This window comes from Bacillus gaemokensis, from assembly GCF_001590835.1.
GTDB lineage: Bacteria > Bacillota > Bacilli > Bacillales > Bacillaceae_G > Bacillus_A > Bacillus_A gaemokensis.
Map to the genome: position 1 here is coordinate 93,469 of NZ_LTAQ01000001.1, position 24,065 is coordinate 117,533.

Here is a 24,065-nt window from a genome sequence, read left to right on the forward strand (position 1 = left end):
ATAGGTTAGGAGTTACATAGATGAAAATCTTTTTCTCATTTTTATTCGTAATAGCGATTATTGCTACATTCGTTTTATTAATCACATCATTAGTATTTCGTTTTAAAAAGAAAACGAACACTTCGAAATATTTCAAGTTTACTGGTATAGCCTTTGCTTTATCTATCATTTCGCTAATTATAGTTAACATGAATATGACACCACAAGAAAAACAAGAGATTCTTGCTAAACAGCAAGCTGAAGAAAAGCAAAAAACCGAAGAGAAACAAAAAGCTAAAGAACAAAAGGAAGCTGAAGAAAAGCAAAAAGAGTTTGTATCCTATGCTCAAAACATCAGAGGCGGAAACTTTATTAAAGATATGAAGCTTAACAATAATGAAGCTGAAATTACATTCCATGATTCATTTGTATCTTATAAATCAGCTAATCCTACTAGTACAAATACAGAAGAACAATATAAACAATATTTTTCAACTGGAGATGCTATTGAGAAAATGTCTGTAAGTGAACCTGCTAGATTACTAAGACAATTCCCTAATTTAAATACCGTAAAAATGACTCTTCCATTCGATGGGAAAACATATAGTACTAGTTTGGATAGAAAATCTTTGAATTCATATCTTGGATTTAAAATTGAAGATTTAAAAGTTGAAGATCAGTCTTGGAGTAAAAAGTTTAATAATCCATACGTATATGATAAGAAAAAACGTATGGATTTCTTTGAGAAATTCGTTACGACCTACTAAAATAAAAAAGGAAGGAAACGAGAACATGGATATAAGTTTATTAAATAATACTGATTTTTTCAAAGCTCTTCCAGCTGTTAATTTATTAATAAATTTATCACTGACTATATTATTTGGTTCAGCTGTTTTTACGTTTAGACAATTCTTCTTAGTGACAACAACCACTCATGTAGATCGTCTCTTTCTTGACAGCACGCAACAAAAAAAAATAGACCTTTCTAACTTTTTTGTTGGAGCATTATTGATGTGTTATACGTATGGTATTATAAGTACAACTTTCCATTTTAATTCTTATAATACCTTAATGCATAACAAAGATATATTGCGTTTCTTTCTCTTAACTTCCTTAGTTATTTTAATTATTATTTATCCTATTTTTAGTACGGTAATTTATAAAAAGTTAAGAAAATGTAATCCTAATAAAATTATAAGAATTAGAAAATTAATCAATTACTTAACATTCTTATTCGTTTTACAAGTTTTAAGCGGGGGAATCTTTTGGTCATTTTGTTTTAGTGGTATTGTACTAGATTCAAAAGACTCACAATTATATTCTATAATTGTGATATTATTCATTATGTTAATTTTCCTACATACTAACTCATTAATGAAAATTCACAGATTATCTCGCCCTAAATACCAAACAAAAGAAATAACTAAAGAACAATTAAACGCTATTCAAGCCAGTGTACCATTAATCCATATACATATAATTGATGATAAAAGAACTCTATGCATTCAAGCTGATAAAAAGCTTAAAGATCATTTTTATGTATGTGATTTTTCTTCAGAAATATACCTAGAGTATAAAATACACGAACATTTTACTTTAAATTAATCATTAACATAGCAATAAAGCTCCTATCCAGGAGCTTTTCTTATACCGTTAATTCCATTTACTTCTTCTATCTCTCTATTTCTCGTATAATAACTAATAACAAGGAGGTCTAACTATGAAAACCGCAATCTACCTACGTAAATCCCGTGCGGATCTCGAAGCTGAGGCACGCGGTGAAGGTGAAACATTAGCAAAACATCGCACTACCCTACTGAAAATCGCTAAGGAAAAAAATTTAAATGTTCTAGCTATCCGTGAGGAAATCGTTTCTGGTGAGAGTTTAGTTAAACGTCCTGAAATGTTGGCCTTACTTGAAGAAATTGAAGACAACAAGTATGATATTGTTCTTTGTATGGATATGGACCGTTTAGGTCGTGGTGGTATGAAAGAACAAGGAATCATTTTAGAGACGTTTAAACGCTCGAATACGAAGATTATGACACCAAGAAAGACTTATGATCTTAATGATGAGTGGGACGAAGAATACAGCGAATTTGAAGCGTTTATGGCACGTAAAGAATTAAAGATTATTACTCGTCGTATGCAACGTGGTCGTATAGCAAGCGTAGAAGCTGGGAATTACCTTGGTACAAATGCACCGTACGGATATGATATCCATCGTTTAAATAAACGAGAACGTACATTAGCTATTAATCCAGAGGAAGCTTCTGTCGTACGCATGATATTTGAATGGTACGCAAATGAAGATATGGGTGCCTCTGTCATTACGAACAAATTAAATCAACTTGGCTACAAGAGCAAGCTAGGAAACGATTGGAATCCATACAGTGTATTGGATATGTTAAAAAATAATATTTATATCGGAAAAGTAACGTGGCAAAAAAGAAAAGAAGTGAAACGTCCAGATAGCGTAAAACGTAGCTGCGCGAGACAAGATAAATCGGATTGGATTATTGCAGATGGAAAACATGAGCCTATTATTTCAGAAAGCTTATACGAAAAAGCACAGGAGAAATTAAATACGAGATATCATGTTCCTTATAATACGAATGGATTAAAGAATCCACTAGCTGGGGTCATAAGATGCGGGAAATGCGGATATAGCATGGTGCAACGTTATCCTAACAAACGAAAGTATACAATGGACTGTAAACATCGTGGTTGTGACAACAAATCAAGCTATACAGAGTTAATTGAAAAACGTTTACTCGAGGCGTTAAAGGAATGGTATATAAACTACAAAGCTGATTTCGATAAAAATAATCAAGACAGTCTTTCAAAAGAAAAACAAGTAATACAAATAAATCAAGCTGCTTTACGCAAGCTTGAAAAAGAATTAGTGGATGTGCAAAAGCAAAAAAATAATTTGCACGATTTATTAGAACAAGGCGTTTATACTGTTGATATGTTTTTAGAACGCTCTAATGTTGTATCAGATCGTATGAATGAAATTACTGCAATGATGGAGAACCTTCAAAAAGAAATTAATAATGAAGTCAAAAAAGAAAAAGTAAAGAAAGATACAATTCCTCAAGTAGAGCATGTATTAGATCTGTATTTCAAAACAGATGATCCAAAGAAAAAGAATAGCCTGTTAAAGTCCGTTTTGGAAAAGGCTGTTTACACGAAAGAAAAATGGCAAAGGCTCGATGATTTCAAGCTTGTGCTTTACCCTAAGCTCCCTAAAGATGGCGACAAATAAGCGTTTGCTTTTTGTCGTCATCATGTTGGTGTAATTAGGTTTACACCATTAAGACCAAGAGCATCATTTGTTGAAACAGCTAACACAACAGGTTTCCCATTTCGAAGGGTTGCCTTCGCTGCCATTAATACCGGAGAATCTGTCATTGCGTTCGCAAATTTGCTCATTGAATTTCCTGTTAAAGGGGCAATCACCATGCAATCTAACGGGATTTTCGGACCAAGTGGTTCGGCTCCTACAATAGAATTGATAACCTTATTTCCTGTTATCCCTTCAATTTTTTCAATCCACTCCGCCCCTTCACCAAACCTAGTATTTGTTGTTTGGACAGTATATGAGACAACTGGCAGTACTTCTGCCCCTTCTTCAATCAATTTCTCTAAATGTGGCATAACTTCCTCATACGTACAATGTGAACCTGTAAATCCAAAGCCAATTCGCTTTCCTTTCAAGCTCATTTTCCATTCTCCTCTCTTGCAATTATATCTGCCGTTAATAGCTGAGAAAGAACATTTGCTAAAATTTGTCCTGCTGTTTTTGGGGCAACAATTCCCGGAAGACCAGGTGCTAGCAACGCTTTAACTCCTCTCTTCTCCGCATAACGAAAATCTGTACCACCCGGCTTAGAAGCTAGATCAATAATTAACGTGTGCGCTGGCATCTGCGAAATAATACTTGCTGTTACAACGAGGTGTGGAATTGTATTAATGACAATGTCAATATCACTTACTTCTTTCTCGATATCTTGCATATAAAAAGGAGAGAACATCATTTCCGAAATACGAGCAATATGTTCCGAACGCCTCGCTCCTACCTTGACATGCGCCCCTAATGATTGAAAAGCTCTAGCCACACTCATCCCGGTTCTACCAAATCCTAAAACCATTACATTCGATCCATGAATTGTATAATCCGTATGTTGAATGACCATCATTATTGTTCCCTCTACTGTTGGAATAGAATTGTAGATTGCCACATCATCACGGTCAAATAATCTCACAAGTTTTCGATTTGTAGTGGACACAATATGTTCTAAATAAGGGGTACCAATACCTGAATATATAGTGAAATTTTCTGGAGTTTTTTCAATCTGTTCTTTCGTAACTGTAACCTTTTCATTCGAAAAAATAGTATCTACTTCACCTTTCGCATTTGTTCCTGCTACCGGTAAAATAATCGCATCCAAAGAAGTGAAATCTAGATCTTGCATACTTTCTTTTGCTGCCCCTGTAAAACCGTGATCTAATTGATCAAATCCTATTAATGAAAGTTTCGCATCAAGTTCAACTAACTTGCGAATCACTTCTAGCTGCCTTGCATCTCCTCCTATGACAGCAATGTGCATCTCAGTCAACATTCCCTACTTCACCTTCTTTTTCTTTCATTTATAAGAAAAGTGCCTACTTTTTCTTTTTCCTCCACAGCATATGTAATGTATAAGCTTTGGGTGATTGAATTCAAACGGGAAACTTCAATATATATATCAATTTAAATATTAAAGTTTTTAAATTGATCAATGATACTTGTCCCCAAAATGAAAAAGTTAATATAAAAGCACATAACCATCTACTAATCCTCTACATATATTATCAGTGTATTGACAAGCAAGTACGAGCTGATTGTACTGAAGAAATTAGTTCTCATGTTAGCTTGCTTTCATTACTAGCTGTATTATTAGAACTTTTGGTAGTATTATGAATTTTATTTTTGTGTTGAATGGAGGGAGTCTTTTGGCTGAACAAAAAGGATACGGATACGGATACGGCTGCGGTGGTTATGGCCGCGGGTTTGCTTTAATAGTCGTATTATTTATTTTGCTTATTATCGTTGGTGCTGCTTGTATTCGTTAGTTTTATGAAGTCCATTTTTATATAAAGGGGAGGGAAATCTCTTGGCTGAACAAAAAGGATATGGATACGGATACGGCTGCGGTGGTTATGGCCGCGGGTTTGCTTTAATAGTCGTATTATTTATTTTGCTTATTATTGTTGGTGCTGCTTGTTTTTGTTAGTTTATGAAGTTCATTTTTGTATAGAAGGGGGGAAAATCTCTTGGCTGAACAAAAAGGATATGGATATGGATACGGCTGCGGTGGTTATGGAGGATTTGCTTTACTAATCGTGTTGTTTATTTTGCTTATCATCATTGGAGCAAGCTGTTGGGGGGGCCGATACGGTGGTTATTAAGTGACACCTCTCTTACACCTTTGTATAGAAAGGGGGAAAATCTCTTGGCTGAACAAAAAGGATATGGATATGGATATGGATATGGATACGGCTGCGGTGGTTATGGAGGATTTGCTTTACTAATCGTGCTATTTATTTTGCTTATCATTATTGGAGCAAGCTGTTGGGGGGGCCGATTTGGTGGTGGTGGTTAAGTAACACCTTTCGTATCTCTTTAAAGTCAAATAATGGATTGCTTCACATAATGTGAAGCAATCCTTAATATAACATATGTTTAAGACAACCCATAGGTTCGTTGCAAAAGGAGGAAAAAAATGAACTCAGCACCGTTTTTTACCAAAAAATCTTCATGTCAGTGTTCATCTATTACAAAGAATGAGGAACGAAAAATAAAAAATTCATCTCAAAAAAAAATTTTTAAACAGCGAGCAAAAACAAATAAATACATTAACCTCCCACCAAATCAATCTTCTAAACAAACAACGAGCAGAGTAAATAAAACGCAAGACCAAGTTCCTAAATCTAGTGCCTCTTTCCCATTCCAAATTAATATTCCTTATTTCAATATACACATAGATTCGACAGAATTGCTCACGATTGCTAAATCTGTATTGGCAGAAACTTTATTAAGGAAATTGCAAGATCCAAAATTTTTAATGGATATTTTAAATAGTGAAGGTGGAAATAAATTATTTAATTTAGCGGGTAATTTGTTCAATACTAGTGATAAAAAAACAGAACCCAATAATAATGGAAAGTAATTTCAATCTATCTTATAAGTAATACTTAAAGGATTCTATTTACAAAAATATCTTAAACTCCCTAATCTATCCGCCTTCACCTTGTCCTCTAGGCAAGTTATAAAATATACGCATTAGATATATCACTATATCTTTAGTTAAGATCTCTCTTATAAAAATCGATAAACCTATAGACATATAGGTTTTCTTATTAATACGAAAGGGGGTGTTACAATGAGCAATAATTATTTCACTTTAATTATAGTCTTATTTATTCTACTTATTATTGTGGGCGCTTCTTGTAATTATAATTACGTTGATCCAGTAGACCCAGGTTAATTCAAATAACTTCTGCAATACTATTAAAAATCATTATATATATTATCATTCCTCGGTACTAAACACTGTGTAATATTTTTCAAATTAGTCCTCCCTTATAAATATAAAGATAGTCTGTAAAATACAATATTGTTCCTAGCTGAACCAAAACTATCTATATTATCTTTAAATTATAATTTTGTAACATATTTGTTTCTATCGCAAATCAAAAATAATCATATCATGACCAACCTTTTTAATCCGGCTCCATTCTACCCTTACCTCCTGCTGCTCCCTTTTAAATCCACCCCATTTTCCTACCGGTATAATGAGAGCTTGAATCTTTCCATCTTTCTCATCTATTTCTAAATCAGCATGGCCTAATACTCCCATTTTTTCCGCTCGTTCCAAGTCCACAATTTCTTTTCCACTTAATTCGCTTAATCGCATATAAATCTCCTCCTTATCAGACACATATGAAGTACAAATCTCTAATTTCACTCTATAATAAGTACCTATTCTACATGTCTATAAAAAATGTCCAGAATATTTCAATTCAATAAAGCGAAACCTCCATTAGTGGCAAGCCTTCATCCACCACCTAGCTTCTTTTCTTTTTCTGAATCTTAAGGTGAGGATATCACTTGCCCACAAATAGGTGAATAAAGCTGAACTTCTATAAACCAAAGCTTCTTTTCTCATTTTAAACTTAGCTATACTGAGATGAATTAACAAAAAATAACCGTATCTCATGCAAAGAGATACGGTTATTTTTCTTTATTTCATTCCTTTTGGCAGCTCGCCATTTGGGCTAATAAGTGCCGCAGAAAATTCATTTGTAAACATATTGCGAATTAATGCATCTACATCTGTTTTCGTTACATTATTTACACTCTCAATGATTTCATCAAGAGAACGATGTTTTCTTAGAAGCAGTTCGTTTTTCCCATTACGACTCATACGGCTATTCGTACTCTCTAAACTTAACATAAGATTTCCTTTTAGCTGTTCTTTACTATTAACAAGTTCTTTCTCTGTAATGCCTGTATTTTTCAACGTCTCTAAGGTTTCTTGCATCGTCTCATACAGAGTATCTAATTGTTGACTCCCTGTACCTCCATAAAGTGTTAACATTCCAGTATCTTCATAGGAAGAATGATAAGAGAAGACTGAGTATGCTAAGCCACGTTGTTCACGTACTTCTTGGAACAAACGACTACTCATACTACCACCTAATACATTATTCAATACAATTAAGTTATAAATATCTTCATGGCCCATTTGTAATCCTTGATACCCTAAACATAAATGGGCTTGTTCTGTTTCCTTTTTACGAGCGACTTTATTAAAATGAAAAATCGGGCTATGTACTTGTTCACGATTTGTTGTTCCTTCATAATCACCAAAATATTGTTCCACTGTTTGAAGGAATGCTTCATCAATATTTCCAGCAATCGAAACTACAACATTTTCAGGTGTGTAGTGATCTTTTATATATTGACGGAGTGTATCACCTGTGAATGTTTCAAGCGTTTCCTCTGTTCCTAAAATCGGATATCCAAGTGGATGCGTTTCATAAGTTGCTTTCGTTAACATATCGTGTACGATATCATCTGGCGTATCTTCATACATTTTAATTTCTTCGAATACAACATTCTTTTCTTTCTTCAATTCTCCCTCATCGAATGTTGAATTAAAGAACATATCGGCTAGAACATCTAGCGCATATTTCGCATGCTCATCCAATACTTTTGCATAGTAACATGTGTATTCTTTTGAAGTAAACGCATTTACTTGACCACCAATGCTATCAAACGACTCAGCAATTTCTCTCGCACTACGTGTCTCTGTCCCTTTAAAAAACATGTGTTCTAGAAAGTGAGATACTCCATTGTTTTTTTCATTTTCATTTCTTGAACCTGCATGAATCCATATACCAATCGCAACTGAACGTACAGTTGGTATATTCTCCATAACGATTCTTACACCATTTTTACAAGTATATTTTTTAATCAAAAACTTTCCTCCTAATGCCAGTTTCTCTAAATAATTGCTATTATTTAATGATAACAAGTTTGAACACGAATGTCATGCAAATGTATTTAATCAATACGTTTTTCATCTAGTAACTCCGTAATATTTCCAACTTTATATCCTTCTTGTTTTAATTGTGCAATCATCGTATCTAAGGCCTTTGCTGTGGAAGATGTCGGATGCATCAATACAATGGCCCCTGGATGTATTTTTCGCATTACACGTTGCAGCAACACTTCTGGTTCCGGACGTTTCCAATCAATCGTATCAACCGTCCACATAATTGTCCCCATTCCGAACCCATCTGCCACTTCTACCACTTCGTCACGAAAACTTCCACTTGGAGGTGCAAACCATCGTACTTTTTGATTTGTAGTTGCCTCAATAATTTGATTTGTCTTTTGTAACTGTTCTTGTATCTCGCTTCGAGACAGCGTTTTCATGTCAGGATGTGTATAAGAATGATTCCCTACTTCTTGCTTTGCATCCACAATCATTTTCGCAAACCTTACGTTCTCTTTCACCCAACGCCCTTCTAAAAAGAACGTTGCTTTTACATCATATTTTTTCAATGTTTCTAATATACGTGGAAGATACTCATTTCCCCAAGCTACATTTATCGTTAACCCCACCATTTTTTTATGTGGATGCCCACGATAAATGGGTGATGGAGACAGATCTTCCAAATGTACACTTGGAGATATTTCTCGATATGTCAATTGCTTCTCATCAAATCCTCTTAACTTCTTCATATTATTATATGACGCCTCAATATCAATTTCTTTCCCATTATATCCGGGTGTTGCTTTCCAAATTTTATCAATCACTGCATTTTGGGGAGCAATGAAATATTGCTTTGCTTGTTTTTGAATTTCTTCATAAAGATCATCTTTTGCAAACACTGAATACGAATATAGGCCCATACCAAAAAAGAATATAACTATAAATAAAAATATACGTTTTCTCATATATACCCTCCCATTAACTATCAAAAAAGAAACACCACTTTCTTCTTATCTTTGTTAATTTGAGCGTTATAATGAAAATTATACCTTTTTATCTTTAAAAATCTATGTTGTAAATCTTTTTTTATATAACAAAAAAAGCCAGAAATTCTGGCTTTTTACTTCATTTTATTCTTGTGTACTTTCTTGTTTAGAAGCTTCTTCTTTTGCCGCTTCTTTTTCTTGCTCTTCTTTTAGCAATACTTTTCTAGATAAGTTTACACGACCTTGTTTGTCAATTTCGATAACTTTTACTGAAATCTCGTCACCGATTTTTACAACATCTTCTACTTTACCTACACGCTCAAGTGCAAGTTCAGAAATATGAACAAGACCGTCTTTACCACTGAATAAACCAACGAAAGCACCGAATTTTTCAACGCGTTTTACTTTTCCTAAGTAAATTTCGCCTACTTGTACTTCACGAACAATATCTTCGATGATTTTCTTCGCCTTCTCATTCATCTCTTGATCGATAGATGAAATAAAGACTGTACCATCTTGTTCAATATCAATTTTAACGCCAGTTTCTTCAATAATTTTGTTAATTTGCTTACCGCTCGGTCCAATAACATCACGGATTTTGTCCGGATTAATTGCCATCGTAATAATTTTTGGAGCATACGCAGACAGCTCTTTACGAGGCTCAGCAATAGCAGACAACATATGATCTAAAATGTGCATACGGCCAACTTTTGCTTGTTGTAATGCTTCTTCTAAAATTTCACGAGATAAACCATCAATTTTAATATCCATTTGTAACGCTGTTACACCTTGTGCTGTACCTGCTACTTTAAAGTCCATATCGCCTAAGTGATCTTCCATACCTTGGATATCAGTTAAAATTGTGTAGTGCTCACCAGACTTTACAAGTCCCATTGCAATACCTGCAACTGGCGCTTTAAGTGGAACACCTGCGTCCATCATCGCTAATGTACTACCACAAATACTTGCTTGTGAAGTAGAACCATTTGATTCTAATACTTCTGATACAAGTCGAACTGTATACGGGAAGTCTTGCTCAGATGGAATAACCGGTTCAAGAGCACGTTCACCTAATGCTCCATGACCGATTTCACGACGACCTGGTCCACGCATCGGTCTTGTTTCCCCTACACTAAAGGAAGGGAAATTATAATGGTGCATAAAGCGTTTTGATTCTTCTACACCAAGACCGTCTAAAATTTGCACATCTCCTAATGCTCCTAATGTACAAATGCTTAGAGCTTGCGTTTGTCCACGTGTGAATAAACCAGAACCATGCGTACGAGATAAAATACCTACCTCAGATGCTAAAGGACGTATTTCATCACCTTTACGTCCATCTGGACGGATCTTTTCAACTGTAATAAGACGACGTACTTCTTCTTTTACAATTTTAGATAAAACTTCATTTACTTGTCCTAATGTTTCAGCATCAGCTTCATTAGCCTCATAATGCTCAATCACACGCTTTTTCACTTCGTTAATTGCATCTTCACGCGCGTGTTTTTCATGTACTTGAATCGCAGCATGCATATCTTTCTCTGCCATTTCGCGTACGACTTGATTGATTGTAGCATCTACTTCATATAATTTCACTTCTGTTTTTTCTTTACCAACAGCTTGTACAATCTCTTCTTGGAAAGCAACTAGACGTTTAATCTCATCATGACCAAACATAATCGCTTCTAACATTGTTTCTTCAGGTACTTGATCTGCCCCTGCCTCTACCATGTTAATTGCATCTTTCGTTCCAGCTACAACAAGGTGAATATCACTTTTTTCTTGCTGCTCTACTGTTGGGTTAATAATGAATTCTCCGTCAATACGACCAACTGTTGCACCAGCGATTGGGCCTTCAAATGGAATATCTGAAATCGATAACGCTAAAGAAGAACCAAGCATAGCTGCCATTTCGGAAGAACAATCCTGGTCAACACTCATAACAATGCTGACAACTTGCACTTCGTTACGGAAACCATCTGCGAACAGTGGACGAATTGGTCGGTCAATTAAGCGACTCGCTAAAATCGCTTTTTCACTTGGACGGCCTTCACGTTTAATAAAGCCACCTGGAATTTTTCCTACTGCATATAAACGCTCTTCGTAATTTACTGTAAGTGGGAAGAAATCTACATTTTTTGGCTCTTTTGATGCAGTTGCTGTAGATAGAACTGCTGTGTCGCCATATCTTACTAATACTGCTCCGTTCGCTTGCTTTGCAAGCTGACTTGTTTCAATTGTTAGCTGACGACCAGCTAAATCTATCGAGAAGACTTGCTTTTCTTGACTCATTTAAGTACCCCTCTCAATTTAAAATATTCAATTCTTCTATGTAAATGGATAATATATCACAATATTCTTCCTCTAGTATTACCGAAATTTAAGTAAGATATAAAGAGTAGAAGATATATTTTTACCTAACAAAAAAGCGGGAATATTCCCGCTTCTTTGACTATCGACGTAAGCCAAGTTTTGTGATTAATTCACGGTAACGTGTGATATCGCTATTACGAAGGTAAGTAAGTAAGTTACGACGTTTACCAACCATCTTTAATAGACCACGACGTGAATGATGATCTTTCTTGTGAGTACGTAAGTGCTCGTTTAGAGTGTTAATTTGCTCCGTTAGGACAGCAATTTGAACCTCTGGAGAACCAGTATCTGTCTCATGAGTTCTAAATTGTGCAATGATTTCATTTTTACGCTCTTGTGTTAAAGCCATCCTATTTCACCTCCTAATAATTAAACCCCCAATTACCTAGCAATCGTCGGTGAGGTCGCAATGCCAAGCAATGGTTGTCATAAAGTACATAACATAGAATACTACTTTTCGTTCGAAAAAGCAAGTATATTCTTCGTAGTACTAAAATATTCTTGGGCTGTTTTCTTATCTTTTGCAATTTGTGTAACTAACTCATCGATACCATTAAATTTTTTCTCTTCACGGATACGCATATGCCACTCAACAACAACAACTTGATCATATATCTCTTCATTGAAATGGAATAGATGCACTTCAATAGACAACCTGCGCTCATTTTCTTTGAAAGTTGGCTTATATCCGATGTTACATACCCCATCATGCCACTCATCATGAACTTTCATTCTTACAGCATATACACCAATTGGTGGAAGCAGATACTCATCACTTAAAGCTACATTAGCTGTTGGAAAACCAATTTGACGTCCACGTTTATCCCCATGAACAACTGTACCCTCCACTGTGTAGGCTCTACCTAAAATAGATGGAATTTGTTCCATTTCTCCATTTCCAATCAATTTTCGCAATGCCGTGGAACTTACTTTTTCTTCTTGAAATTCAACTTTTTCAATCACGGTCTGTGTAAACTCCCCTCTTGCATGAAATGGTAAAGTCTCCATTGTCCCTTTTCCTAAGCGTCCGTACGAATAATCAAAACCTGCTACTACATGTTTTACATTTAGTCCAATTATATATTCATCTACAAATTGTTGTGGCAACAACCCAGCAAATGATTCATCGAATTTCACCACATACAACATATCAATCCCTAAGCTTGCAATTACTTTTTCTTTCATACGCATTGGCGTAATATACTCCACATGCGCTTCTTTTTTCCCTAATACAACAGATGGGTGTGGATGAAACGTCATGACAGCACTTTTACATCCTCTTTCATCCGCTATTTTTTTTGCTGCTCGAATTACACGCTGATGTCCTAAATGAATGCCATCAAAATATCCTAATGCCATTACAGTAGGTGGTAACTCTACTTTATTTTGTTCATGTGGATGAGTTAAATGAATGAGTCTCACGCTTGAATTCACCTTTTTCTGTAATAATCCTTCCAATAATTCATTATAGCTTTAGTTCTTGATTATTCACAAGTACTTTCATCGGCTTTAGCATGCCAGGGTGTTTGGGGTAATGTTCATAAATTGCTAAGCAACGTTCATTCGTATCAAATACTGTAATAAATGGTGCTGTTACTTGTAATTCATTCTTTAAAAACATACCATTCTTTATTTTTTCTGCTTGTTTTTCATCTACGACCATTTTCGGAAATTTACTTAACGCTTCATCAATTGAGATAAAAATAGACCCTACTGTTCCATTTTGCATGTTTTCTTCAATTTCTTCAAATGATATGCAATCTTCCAATAAAAACTCTCCTGAAGCTGTTCTCACTAGGTGTGACATATGCGCTGGAAAACCAAGCTTTTCACCAATCATAACTGCTAACGTTCTTACATACGTTCCTTTACTACACGTAACACGGAAGCGGAATGAAATATTCTTCCCTTCAAACACTTCACGATCATCAAGTAACGTAAATTCATGAATTGTTATCGTGCGAACTGGACGTTCAACTTCTTTTCCTGCTCTTGCATATTCATATAACTTCTTCCCATTTACTTTCACAGCTGAATACATTGGCGGTACTTGTTCAATTGTACCTGTTAATTCTGCTAGTGCCGCTTCCACTTCTGCGCGTGTAATCATCCGATTTACATCTTGTTTTTCCACCACTTCACCAGACGCATCTTCAGTCGTTGTTGAAAATCCTAGTGTAACTTCACCTTCATATGTTTTTGTTTCACTCGTTAAAAACTGTGCGATTTTCGTAGCACGTCCTACACAAATCGGCAATACCCCTGTCACATCTGGGTCTAATGTCCCCGTATGCCCTATACGTTTCTCTCTTAATATTTTCCTTAACTTAAATACGCAATCATGTGACGTCATGCCTTTCGGTTTATGTAACAATAATACACCTTCCATATATTCACCTCATCGTTATACTTTTGTAGAGGATGTTCAAAAAGTCCGGTAAAGATAGCTATCGCATTTCTTCGTTACGTTTCCAGTCCGGTACTCATGTAGGTCCATCTACACTCCGTATCCTCCTGGCTTCCGTGCCTCGAACTGCTCGGCTCTCTCTTTATCCTCCTTTTTGAACACTCACTTGTATGCAAAAATTACTTTCTATTGAAAAAATGGATAGACAATTGTCTATCCATTATTCTTCGCGTTTACCGTCTTTATTAATTTCATGTAAAAGCGTGTCAATTCGATGTCCATAAGCAATTGACTCATCGAATTCAAAGGTAATTTCAGGTGTTTTACGAAGACGAATACGTTGCCCAATTTCAGCACGAATAAACCCTTTTGCCTTCGCTAACCCTTTTAAAGTATTTTCTTTCTGTTGTTCGTCTCCTAAAACAGAAATATATACTTTGGCAATTTGTAAATCCCCACTTACTTGCACATCTGTTACTGTAACAAATCCAATACGCGGGTCTTTAATTTTACGGCTAATAATTTCGCCTAATTCTTTTTTCATTTGCTCGCCCACACGGTTCGCACGTAGTTTCATAACAATTCACCTCATTCAATACCATTCCAATTGCGTTATCGTACGTTCAATTTCAGGAAATGAATCGATATACGCAAGTACACGATTCATTTCTTTTTCGCAGACAACACGATTTGAGGATACAGAAACAATAGCAATTTCTGTACGTTGCCATACATCTTGGTGTCCTACTTCAGAAACAGATACATTGTAGCGCTGCTTAACCCGAGTTAACACACGTTGTAAAATTGCTCGTTTCTCTTTTAAAGAATGCACATCATAGATCATACACTCGAATGAGAGTGAAGCGATGATCATCGCTTCACTTCTTCCATAATGTAAGCTTCAATAACGTCCCCTTCTTTAAGATCATTATATTTTTCAATTGTGATACCACACTCATAGTTTTGTGCAACTTCTTTTACGTCGTCTTTGAAACGTTTTAACGTATCAAGTTGTCCTTCATAAATTACTACACCATCACGGATAATACGTACGCCGCTATCACGTGTAATTTTACCGTCTGTTACGTAACATCCTGCGATTGTTCCAACTTTCGTTACTTTGAACGTTTGACGAACTTCCGCTTGACCGATTACTTTTTCTTCGAATTCTGGATCAAGCATACCTTGCATTGCTGCTTCAATCTCTTCGATTACTTTGTAAATAATGCGGTGTAAGCGAATATCAACATTTTCTAACTCAGCTGTACGCTTCGCGTTTACATCAGGACGTACATTAAATCCGATTACAATTGCATTTGATGCAGAAGCTAAAATAACATCAGATTCAGTAATTGCACCTACGCCTGTGTGGATGATTTTTATTTTTACACCTTCAACATCAATCTTACGAAGTGATGCTGCCATTGCTTCAACAGAACCTTGTACGTCTGCTTTCACAATTAGATTAATTTCTTTCATTTCGCCTTCTTGAATTTGTTGGAATAAATCTTCAAGGCTTAATTTAGATTTTTCACCACGCTGTGCAAGCAATGCTTGTTGTGCACGTGATTCACCGATTTGGCGTGCTTTCTTCTCATCAGCAAATGCCATAAAGCGATCGCCCGCTTGTGGTACTTCGTTTAACCCTGTAATTTCAACAGGAGTAGATGGACCAGCAACTTTCACACGACGTCCAATATCGTTTACCATCGCACGAACACGTCCGAACGATGTTCCAACAACAATTGGATCTCCCACTCGAAGCGTACCGTTTTGTACAAGTAATGTTGCAATTGTTCCTTTACCTTTATCAAGCTGTGCTTCAATTACAGTACCTGTTGCATAACGGTTTGGATTTGCTTTATATTCTTCTACTTCACTTACAAGAAGAATCATTTCTAATAAATTGTCAATTCCTTCACCTTGAATTGCAGAGATTGGTACGAAAATTGTGTCACCGCCCCAAGCTTCTGGAACTAATTCGTATTCGGTTAACTCTTGCATTACACGGTCTGGATTTGCAGCTGGTTTATCCATTTTATTCACTGCAACAATAATTGGTACTCCAGCTGCTTTCGCATGGCTAATTGCCTCAACTGTTTGTGGCATAACACCGTCATCAGCTGCAACAACAAGAATTGTAATATCTGTAACTTGTGCACCACGTGCGCGCATTGTTGTAAATGCTGCGTGACCTGGTGTATCTAAGAACGTAATTTTCTTGTCGTTTACTTCAACTTGGTATGCACCAATATGTTGTGTAATTCCACCAGCTTCGCCAGCAGTTACTTTTGAATTGCGAATAGAATCAAGTAATGTTGTTTTACCATGGTCAACGTGTCCCATAATTGTAACAACCGCTGGACGCTCTTTTAAGTTTTCTTCATCATCTTGTTCATCAATGAATGTTTCAAACTCAGTTTCACTTACAATTACTTCTTCTTCTACTTCAATCCCGTAATCACTAGCGATTAACTCAATTGTATCTTTATCTAAATCTTGGTTAATTGTCGCCATAATCCCTAGCATAAAGAGCTTTTTAATAAGTTCAGATGGCTCTTTCCCTAGTTTTTTTGCAAGTTCACTTACTGTAAGAGATCCAGAGAAAGTGATTTTATCTGGTGTTTCTACAACTTGTGTTTGTTGTCTTCCAGCAAAGTTTTCTTGACGCTTGTCTTCATTTCCCTTGCCTTTTTTCTTTTTCTTATTATTGCTGTTCTTTTTACTGCGAACAACTTTTTCTTCTACTTCAAACTCATCTGCAACAGAAGGTTTTTCTGTTCCATTATTATATTGTTTATCTAAGTTATTTACTACTTCATCGTCTAACATTGTCATATGATTCGAAACCTCGATATTCATTTCTTTTAGTTTTGTAATAATATCTTTACTTGAGACATTGTGTTTTTTTGCATATTCATATACTCGAATTTTACTCATACCTTCACCCCCGGTAAGTTGTATCGAGCATGCTACGCAGCTTTTTCGCAAAGCCCTCATCTAACACGGCTACAACGACTCGCTCTTCTCTCCCAATCGCATGCCCTAATTGTTGTCGATTTTCGACTTTTCTCATTGGTACGTTGTAGTACGTTGTTTTATCCGTGATACGTTTTGTAGTATTCGCTGACGCATCTTCGGAAAGAAGTACAAGCTTCGCTTTCCCACCTCGTACTTCTTTTAATACAAGTTCTTCACCCGAAATAATTTTTCGAGCTCGGTTTGCTAGCCCTAAAAACGATTTCCAATCAGACACTTATTTCGACTCCTTCTCAACAAGCTCAAGAAGCTCTTCATAAAGGGAACTGTCGACTTTCGCTTTTAGATGATGTTCCAAAACGTTTTTCTTTTGCGCTTGTAGTATGCATTCTTTGTCTTTTGACAAGTATGCACCGCGTCCTGATTTCTTTCCAGTTAAATCAATGGACACTTCGCCCTCTTTGGAACGAACAATGCGAACGAGCTCACGCTTGGATTTCATTTCTTGCGTTGCAATACATTTACGTAACGGAACTTTTCGATTGCTCACAATCATCACCTCTATTCGATTTCGTCTTCAACTGAATCGAATACGATCATGTTGTCTTCTTCTGTTACTATGCCAAGTTGCTTCGCATCAGACTCGCTTTTAATATCAATTTTCCAGCCAGTTAATTTCGCTGCAAGACGTGCATTTTGCCCACGTTTACCAATTGCTAATGAAAGTTGGTGATCTGGAACAACAACAGTTGTTGCTTTTTCTTCTTCATTCACAAGTACTTTTACAACTTGTGATGGACTTAAAGCATTCGCTACGTATTCAATTGGATCATTGGACCAGCGAACAATATCAATTTTTTCACCTTTTAGTTCATCTACGATGCGTTGTACACGTTGTCCTTTTGGACCTACGCAAGAACCTACTGGATCAACATCAATATTCTCTGCATATACAGAAATTTTAGAACGATCGCCCGCTTCACGTGCTACAGAACGAATTTCTACAGTTCCATCATAAATTTCTGGTACCTCAATTTCAAATAAACGTTTTAAAAGACCTGGATGTGTACGTGATACGTAGATTTGTGGTCCTTTTGTCGTTTTTTCTACTTTTGTGATGAACACGCGAATACGATCATGCGGTTTATACTGCTCGTTCGGCATTTGCTCACTTACTGGTAGTAATGCTTCTACTTTTCCTAAGCTTACATAAATAAAACGAGCATCTTGACGTTGTACAATACCAACCATGATATCTTCTTCGCGGTCACTAAATTCTGAATAAATGACACCTCGTTCGGCTTCACGTACACGTTGTGTCACAACTTGTTTCGCAGTTTGTGCTGCGATACGTCCAAAATCTTTTGGCGTTACTTCAATTTCTACTACGTCGCCATCTTGATAGTTTGGATTGATATACCTTGCTTCTTCTACAGAAATTTCAAGACGTGGATCAAACACATTATCAACAACATCTTTACGTGCTAAAACTTGAATTGTTCCCACTTCTGGGTTAAAGCTAACACGCACGTTTTGTGCTTGATTAAAATTGCGCTTATAAGCAGAGATTAACGCTGCTTCAATCGCATCAATAATAATATCTTTGCTAATACCTTTTTCTGATTCTAATACGAGCAAAGCATCTAACAACTCAGTGCTCATGACGATCCCCCTTCTTACTAAAACGTAACAGCAAGTCGCGCATTCGCAACTTTGTCCATTGGAATTTGGATTTCTTTTTTACGTGTTTTAATTGTTAATAGTAGTGTAATTGTTGTACCATCATAGGAAAGTAGTTTTCCTTCAAACATCTTTTCACCATCAATCGGCTCATATGTTTTAATTGCCACTTGCTTTCCTACCGCTTGCTGGAAGTCTTTTTCTTTCTTTAATGGGCGTTCCGCTCCAGGAGATGATACATCCAAAAAGTAAAGATGAGGAATTGGATCCTCTTTATCTAAAGCTTCGCTTAAACGTTCACTTACCGCGCCGCATTCTTCAATGTCTACTCCTGTCTCTGAATCGATGGATACGCGTAGGAACCAGTCTTGTCCTTCTTTCACATATTCTACATCTACAAGTTCAAGATTTAACTCTTCAACAATCGGCTGCGCAAGTGTTTCAACAACTTCTGTGACTTTCTTATCCATAAACAGCCTCCTTTCTGCCGCCATGTACAATTTGAAAGAAAAAACTCCGCCTCATTTAAAACGGTCTATCTTATTCTTTCTCGTTAGCTAACAAAAGCCCCTGCCATTGAGCAGGGAATATCTGTCTTAGTATTACCAAATTTAAGAAGTAAAACTTGTAACAAAATATGTATATACGACAGAAATGCTCACCTACATCCGTAGGTAAAACATAGATATTAACACGAAAGAGTGGGTTTCCCCACTCTTTTTTTTGCACAATATACATGACATGGTTATCTCGGTTAATAGTATAACATAGCAAATAGCGATTTGCAAAGAATTTTCCTGCCTGTTAGAACAGTGATAATTGGTTTTTATCCGGCAAATCTCCTAAACAACCTTGGCTATCTAAATACTCAATGATTGTTTTAGAAAGCTTACTACGCTGCTGTAAATCTTCTTTTGATAGAAACTCGCCGTTTTCACGTGCTTCTACAATACTTAAGGCCGCATTCGTACCAAGACCAGGTATCGCATTAAATGGAGGAATTAACGTATCTCCATCAATAATAAAGTCAGTTGCATGCGAGCGGTATAAATCAACCTTTTGGAATGAATAGCCACGTTCGCACATTTCAAGGTTCATTTCTAATACCGTTAGTAAACTTTTCTCTTTCGGCGCTGCATCTAACCCTTTTTGGGCAATCTCATCAATTCGTGCTCGAATGGATGCTGAACCTTTTACCATTGCATCTACATCAAAATCATCTGCACGTACTGTAAAGTATGCGGCATAGAACAAGAGTGCAAAATGTACTTTGAAATAAGCTATACGTACAGCCATAAGTACATATGCAGCCGCATGGGCCTTAGGGAACATGTACTTAATCTTTTTACAAGAATCAATATACCAACCAGGTACATTGTTATTCCGCATTTCCTCTTCCCACTCTTCTGGTACACCTTTACCTTTACGCACCGATTCCATAATTTTAAACGCTAATGACGGGTCTAATCCTTGATAAATTAAATACACCATAATATCATCACGACAACCGATAACTTCGCTCAGTGTACATGTACCGTTATAAATCAATTCATTGGCATTACCAAGCCATACATCCGTACCATGAGATAATCCAGAAATTTGGACAAGCTCAGAGAATGTCGTCGGCTTTGTTTCTTCTAACATCTGTCTTACGAATTTCGTACCAAACTCTGGTATACCCAGTGTACCTGTTTTACAGTTAATTTGTTCTTCTGTTACTCCTAAAGACTCTGGTCCAGAGAAAATTTTCATCACTTCTGGATCATCTGTTGGTATTGTCTTCGGATCCACTCCACTTAAATCTTGAAGCATACGAATAACGGTCGGATCATCGTGCCCTAATATATCTAGTTTTAATAAATTATCATGGATAGAATGGAAGTCAAAGTGTGTTGTTCTCCACTCCGCTCCTACTGAATCAGCAGGAAACTGAATTGGTGAAAAATCAAAAATATCCATGTAATCTGGTACAACGATAATACCACCTGGATGCTGACCTGTTGTACGTTTTACACCAGTACACCCTGAAACTAGTCGATCCACTTCAGCATTTCGAATCGTTAAGTTATGATCAGATGCATAACCTTTTACATAACCATAAGCTGTTTTCTCCGCGACTGTACCAATTGTTCCAGCGCGATATACATAGTCTTCACCGAACAGTACTTTCGTATAATTATGAGCGCGTGGTTGGTATTCTCCAGAGAAATTCAAATCGATATCGGGAACCTTATCTCCTTTAAAACCAAGGAACGTCTCGAACGGAATATCATGTCCATCTTTTACATATGCAACATTACATGTTGGACACTCTTTATCCGGTAAGTCAAAACCAGAACCTACAGAACCATCATTAAAGAACTCTGACTGCTTACAATTCGGACACACATAATGCGGTGGTAATGGATTTACTTCCGTAATCTCCATCATTGTCGCAACAAACGATGACCCTACCGATCCTCGCGAACCTACAAGATAACCGTCTACAAGTGATTTTTTCACAAGCTTATGTGAAATTAAATAAATAACGGCAAATCCATGTCCAATAATACTTTTTAATTCTTTTTCTAGACGAGCTTCTACGATTTCTGGTAGTTCTTCGCCATAGATGCTACGTGCCATTTTATAACTCATATCACGCGTTTCATCATCTGCGCCTTCAATTTTCGGTGTATATAAATCATCTTTTACTGGATGGACATCTCCAATTAACGATGCAATCTTTTGTGTATTTGTCACAACAATTTCTTTTGCTTTCTCTTCTCCTAAGAATGAGAAGCACTCTAACATTTCGTCTGTTGTGCGGAAGTATACAGGTGGCAATGAATGACGATTTAATGGGTTTGCCCCGCCTTGTGAGCTAACTAAAATTTTACGATACATTGCATCTTCTGGATCTAGATAATGTACATTCCCCGTAGCAACAACAGGCTTGTCTAATGTTTCACCTAATTTTACTAAGTTAGAAATAATTGTTTTTAATTGCCCCTCATCTCGCACAAGTTCAAGCTCTACTAAATGACGTAATACGACCGGAGGCATAACCTCAATATAATCATAAAACTGTGCAATTTCCTCCACTTCTTCCGGCGCCTTTTGCATCATCGCTTCAAACACTTCACCTTTATCACAAGCCGTACCAACTAATATACCTTCGCGATATTTTTTTAATAACGAACGCGGCACACGTGGTACGCGGTAAAAGTAATTCAAATGAGAATACGAAACAAGTTTATATAAATTCTTCAATCCAATATCCGATGTTGCAAGTAGTGTCGTGTGACTCGGACGTCCACGTTTATACGCATCTCCTTGCCCCATACTGTCATTTAATTGATCGTGATATTCAAAACCTTTTTCAATCACATCTTTTAACATCTTTACAAGTAAATAACCTGTTGCTTCCGTATCGTAAATCGCACGGTGATGTTGTGTTAGCTCGATGTCAAGTTTTTTACACATTGTGTTTAAACGATGATTTTTCATCTCCGGGAATAAGAACCTAGCTAATTCCAGTGTATCAATAACTGGATTTTTTGGCTTTTCTAAACCACATTTCTTAAATCCAACATTTAAAAATCCCATATCAAAACTTGCGTTATGCGCAACAAGTGTATGGTCACCCATCCATGCTTCAAATTTCTTAAACACTTCTCCTACTTCTGGTGCATCCGTTAGCATATCATCTGTTATGCCTGTTAATTCAATGATTGTTGCCGATAATGGTTGATGCGGATTCGCAAAGGATTCAAAGCGATCAATAATTTCGCCATCTTTGACTTTTACAGCAGCTAATTCGATAACGGTATCATAGACAGCTGATAAACCTGTCGTTTCGACGTCAAAGACAACATATGTTTCATCTGCAAGTAATCGATGTACTTCATTATACGCAATTGGAACACCATCGTTTACAAGATTGGCTTCTACCCCATAAATGACCTTTACACCTGCTTTTTTACCTGCAGAATACGCCTCTGGGAAAGACTGTGCAACGGCATGGTCTGTAACCGCTATTGCTTCATGTCCCCATTTTCCAGCTTGGGCAACAAGCTTAGATACTCCAGTAACAGCATCCATTTGACTCATTGGTGTATGCAAGTGAAGTTCTACCCGCTTTTCGCCTTCAGGTGCTTTATCTTTACGAGAAGGTCCCGTTATTTCGTTAATATCGTTCGCAATCATTACTAAGTCCCGAACAAATGTATCATTTTGAACAGATCCTCGCGCTTTTACCCACATTCCTTTTTTCAATGATTGTAGAAGTGGAAGATCTTCTTTATCGCGTGAGAACATCTTAATCATGATAGAATCCGTATAATCTGTTATTTTTAAAGTCAATAACGTACGTCCACTACGGAGTTCTTTTGTTTCCACATGAAAGACATAACCTTGTACTGTTTTTCGTCTTTCTTCATCTTGAATTTCACGCATCGGTGTAATTTCTTCATCCGGTTTAATAAGATAACCAAGTACAATAGGTCCTTCATGCACAACATCGCTCTCTTCAGCTTGCTTCTTTGCCATTTCTTCCATAGCTTGTACAACACGCTGACGATCTTCTTGCTGCGTTTGTTCACGAAACTTTTGAACTTCCTCATCATTTTGTTTAATATTTGTTTCTAGCTGAAAGCGAGGGAATCCAAAGACTTCATATTGATCTCCTACCGACTTGGCAAGATTTTTCTTTAACGCAGTAGATTCTAACTCATTATTTACATCTAGTAATAACTTCACTCCATTTACATGTGGAAGCTGCGTTTTTAAATATGCAAACATTGGAGAAAAAGTGATTCGATCCGTACAAAGTGGCCAATATGCTTTGACCTGTTCCTCCGTAAATTGTTTATTCTCTGTTTGTAGTGCAAATGACGTTTTGGCAATATGTGAAAACGACTGCTTGAGCTGCGTTTCTAACAGTTCATATAATTCTGTTGGTAAAATTCGCGGTACCTGCAAATCAAAATGCCAACTCTTATTTTCTTTATCAACAAGCAATCTTTGGATGCCGCCACCTTGTAAATATTGATTTATAAGATTTTCAGGCATTTGCAATTGCTGAAGCAAAATTTGAAATCGTTCTTGTTGTTCATTTGTTAACGACATGAGCAA

At 36.5% G+C, this 24,065-nt stretch carries 25 protein-coding genes and 1 pseudogene; 9 read left to right on the forward strand and 17 right to left on the reverse strand.

Going from position 1 to position 24,065, the window contains the following annotated elements:
* Positions 1-20 precede the first annotated feature (20 nt).
* The 3 genes from AZF08_RS00490 (at position 21) to AZF08_RS00500 (ending at position 3,247) form a co-directional block, all read left to right on the forward strand.
* A complete protein-coding gene (locus AZF08_RS00490) occupies positions 21-746 on the forward strand; it encodes a cell envelope integrity protein TolA (protein ID WP_033672067.1) in 726 nt (241 codons plus the stop codon).
* 25 nt (positions 747-771) lie between these two features.
* A complete protein-coding gene (locus tag AZF08_RS00495; protein ID WP_033672068.1) occupies positions 772-1,584 on the forward strand; it encodes a hypothetical protein in 813 nt (270 codons plus the stop codon).
* A 115-nt stretch (positions 1,585-1,699) separates the two neighbouring features.
* Positions 1,700-3,247 (forward strand): recombinase family protein, encoded by a 1,548-nt coding sequence (locus tag AZF08_RS00500; protein ID WP_033672069.1) that lies wholly within the window; start codon positions 1,700-1,702, stop codon positions 3,245-3,247.
* A gap of 32 nt (positions 3,248-3,279) precedes the next feature.
* Here the strand turns inward: AZF08_RS00500 and dpaB are convergent.
* Positions 3,280-3,705 (reverse strand): annotated as a pseudogene (gene dpaB / locus AZF08_RS00505) (dipicolinate synthase subunit B); the annotation flags it as partial.
* Positions 3,702-4,604 carry a dipicolinic acid synthetase subunit A gene (dpaA, locus tag AZF08_RS00510; protein ID WP_033672070.1) on the reverse strand — a complete coding sequence of 301 codons (903 nt, stop codon included), beginning with the start codon at positions 4,602-4,604 and terminating at the stop codon, positions 3,702-3,704. The gene dpaA and the pseudogene dpaB, both read right to left, overlap by 4 nt.
* Before the next feature lie 373 nt (positions 4,605-4,977).
* Here dpaA and AZF08_RS28265 point away from each other — a divergent pair, with 373 nt between their 5' ends.
* The 6 genes from AZF08_RS28265 to AZF08_RS28280 all read left to right on the forward strand — a co-directional run bounded on the left by AZF08_RS28265 (position 4,978) and on the right by AZF08_RS28280 (position 6,512).
* The gene (locus AZF08_RS28265; protein ID WP_235190004.1) at positions 4,978-5,097 is read left to right on the forward strand and encodes a YjcZ family sporulation protein; all 120 of its coding nucleotides are present in this window, start codon (positions 4,978-4,980) and stop codon (positions 5,095-5,097) included.
* Positions 5,098-5,138: 41 nt separating this feature from the next.
* Positions 5,139-5,258 (forward strand): YjcZ family sporulation protein, encoded by a 120-nt coding sequence (locus AZF08_RS28270; RefSeq protein ID WP_082245959.1) that lies wholly within the window; start codon positions 5,139-5,141, stop codon positions 5,256-5,258.
* A gap of 40 nt (positions 5,259-5,298) precedes the next feature.
* A complete protein-coding gene (locus AZF08_RS28275; RefSeq protein WP_082245960.1) occupies positions 5,299-5,433 on the forward strand; it encodes a YjcZ family sporulation protein in 135 nt (44 codons plus the stop codon).
* Positions 5,434-5,477: 44 nt separating this feature from the next.
* Entirely contained in the window at positions 5,478-5,627 is a 150-nt protein-coding gene (locus AZF08_RS00515) for a YjcZ family sporulation protein (RefSeq protein WP_033672071.1), read from the forward strand.
* Positions 5,628-5,747: 120 nt separating this feature from the next.
* The gene (locus AZF08_RS00520; protein ID WP_033672072.1) at positions 5,748-6,194 is read left to right on the forward strand and encodes a hypothetical protein; all 447 of its coding nucleotides are present in this window, start codon (positions 5,748-5,750) and stop codon (positions 6,192-6,194) included.
* A gap of 213 nt (positions 6,195-6,407) precedes the next feature.
* Positions 6,408-6,512, forward strand: coding sequence for a YjcZ family sporulation protein (locus AZF08_RS28280; protein ID WP_082245961.1), 105 nt, complete (start codon positions 6,408-6,410; stop codon positions 6,510-6,512).
* A 195-nt stretch (positions 6,513-6,707) separates the two neighbouring features.
* Here AZF08_RS28280 and AZF08_RS00525 read toward each other — a convergent pair whose 3' ends face one another.
* The 15 genes from AZF08_RS00525 to AZF08_RS00595 all read right to left on the reverse strand — a co-directional run bounded on the left by AZF08_RS00525 (position 6,708) and on the right by AZF08_RS00595 (position 24,059).
* Positions 6,708-6,941 (reverse strand): YlmC/YmxH family sporulation protein, encoded by a 234-nt coding sequence (locus AZF08_RS00525; RefSeq protein ID WP_033672073.1) that lies wholly within the window; start codon positions 6,939-6,941, stop codon positions 6,708-6,710.
* Positions 6,942-7,268: 327 nt separating this feature from the next.
* On the reverse strand, positions 7,269-8,507 hold the full coding sequence (locus AZF08_RS00530) for a M16 family metallopeptidase (RefSeq protein ID WP_033672074.1): 1,239 nt from the start codon (positions 8,505-8,507) through the stop codon (positions 7,269-7,271).
* 86 nt (positions 8,508-8,593) lie between these two features.
* On the reverse strand, positions 8,594-9,493 hold the full coding sequence (locus AZF08_RS00535; RefSeq protein WP_033672075.1) for a polysaccharide deacetylase family protein: 900 nt from the start codon (positions 9,491-9,493) through the stop codon (positions 8,594-8,596).
* A gap of 165 nt (positions 9,494-9,658) precedes the next feature.
* Positions 9,659-11,806, reverse strand: coding sequence for a polyribonucleotide nucleotidyltransferase (pnp, locus tag AZF08_RS00540; RefSeq protein ID WP_033672076.1), 2,148 nt, complete (start codon positions 11,804-11,806; stop codon positions 9,659-9,661).
* A gap of 160 nt (positions 11,807-11,966) precedes the next feature.
* Positions 11,967-12,236 carry a 30S ribosomal protein S15 gene (gene rpsO, locus AZF08_RS00545; protein ID WP_001229392.1) on the reverse strand — a complete coding sequence of 90 codons (270 nt, stop codon included), beginning with the start codon at positions 12,234-12,236 and terminating at the stop codon, positions 11,967-11,969.
* Between the two features lie 101 nt (positions 12,237-12,337).
* Entirely contained in the window at positions 12,338-13,309 is a 972-nt protein-coding gene (ribF, locus tag AZF08_RS00550) for a bifunctional riboflavin kinase/FAD synthetase (RefSeq protein ID WP_033672077.1), read from the reverse strand.
* Between the two features lie 43 nt (positions 13,310-13,352).
* The gene (truB, locus tag AZF08_RS00555) at positions 13,353-14,276 is read right to left on the reverse strand and encodes a tRNA pseudouridine(55) synthase TruB (RefSeq protein WP_033672078.1); all 924 of its coding nucleotides are present in this window, start codon (positions 14,274-14,276) and stop codon (positions 13,353-13,355) included.
* A 238-nt stretch (positions 14,277-14,514) separates the two neighbouring features.
* Complete coding sequence (gene rbfA, locus AZF08_RS00560; RefSeq protein ID WP_018764703.1) at positions 14,515-14,871, reverse strand: 30S ribosome-binding factor RbfA; 357 nt, start codon at positions 14,869-14,871, stop codon at positions 14,515-14,517.
* A 15-nt stretch (positions 14,872-14,886) separates the two neighbouring features.
* Positions 14,887-15,168 (reverse strand): DUF503 domain-containing protein, encoded by a 282-nt coding sequence (locus AZF08_RS00565; RefSeq protein ID WP_020059147.1) that lies wholly within the window; start codon positions 15,166-15,168, stop codon positions 14,887-14,889.
* Positions 15,165-17,234 (reverse strand): translation initiation factor IF-2, encoded by a 2,070-nt coding sequence (gene infB / locus AZF08_RS00570; RefSeq protein WP_033672079.1) that lies wholly within the window; start codon positions 17,232-17,234, stop codon positions 15,165-15,167. The genes AZF08_RS00565 and infB overlap by 4 nt, the downstream gene beginning before the upstream one ends.
* A gap of 4 nt (positions 17,235-17,238) precedes the next feature.
* The gene (locus tag AZF08_RS00575) at positions 17,239-17,550 is read right to left on the reverse strand and encodes a YlxQ family RNA-binding protein (protein WP_033672080.1); all 312 of its coding nucleotides are present in this window, start codon (positions 17,548-17,550) and stop codon (positions 17,239-17,241) included.
* Positions 17,551-17,823, reverse strand: coding sequence for an RNase P modulator RnpM (gene rnpM, locus AZF08_RS00580; protein ID WP_033672081.1), 273 nt, complete (start codon positions 17,821-17,823; stop codon positions 17,551-17,553).
* Between the two features lie 11 nt (positions 17,824-17,834).
* A complete protein-coding gene (nusA, locus tag AZF08_RS00585) occupies positions 17,835-18,935 on the reverse strand; it encodes a transcription termination factor NusA (protein WP_033672082.1) in 1,101 nt (366 codons plus the stop codon).
* 17 nt (positions 18,936-18,952) lie between these two features.
* Positions 18,953-19,423 (reverse strand): ribosome maturation factor RimP, encoded by a 471-nt coding sequence (gene rimP, locus AZF08_RS00590; protein WP_033672083.1) that lies wholly within the window; start codon positions 19,421-19,423, stop codon positions 18,953-18,955.
* 334 nt (positions 19,424-19,757) lie between these two features.
* On the reverse strand, positions 19,758-24,059 hold the full coding sequence (locus AZF08_RS00595) for a PolC-type DNA polymerase III (RefSeq protein WP_033672084.1): 4,302 nt from the start codon (positions 24,057-24,059) through the stop codon (positions 19,758-19,760).
* Positions 24,060-24,065 lie beyond the last annotated feature (6 nt).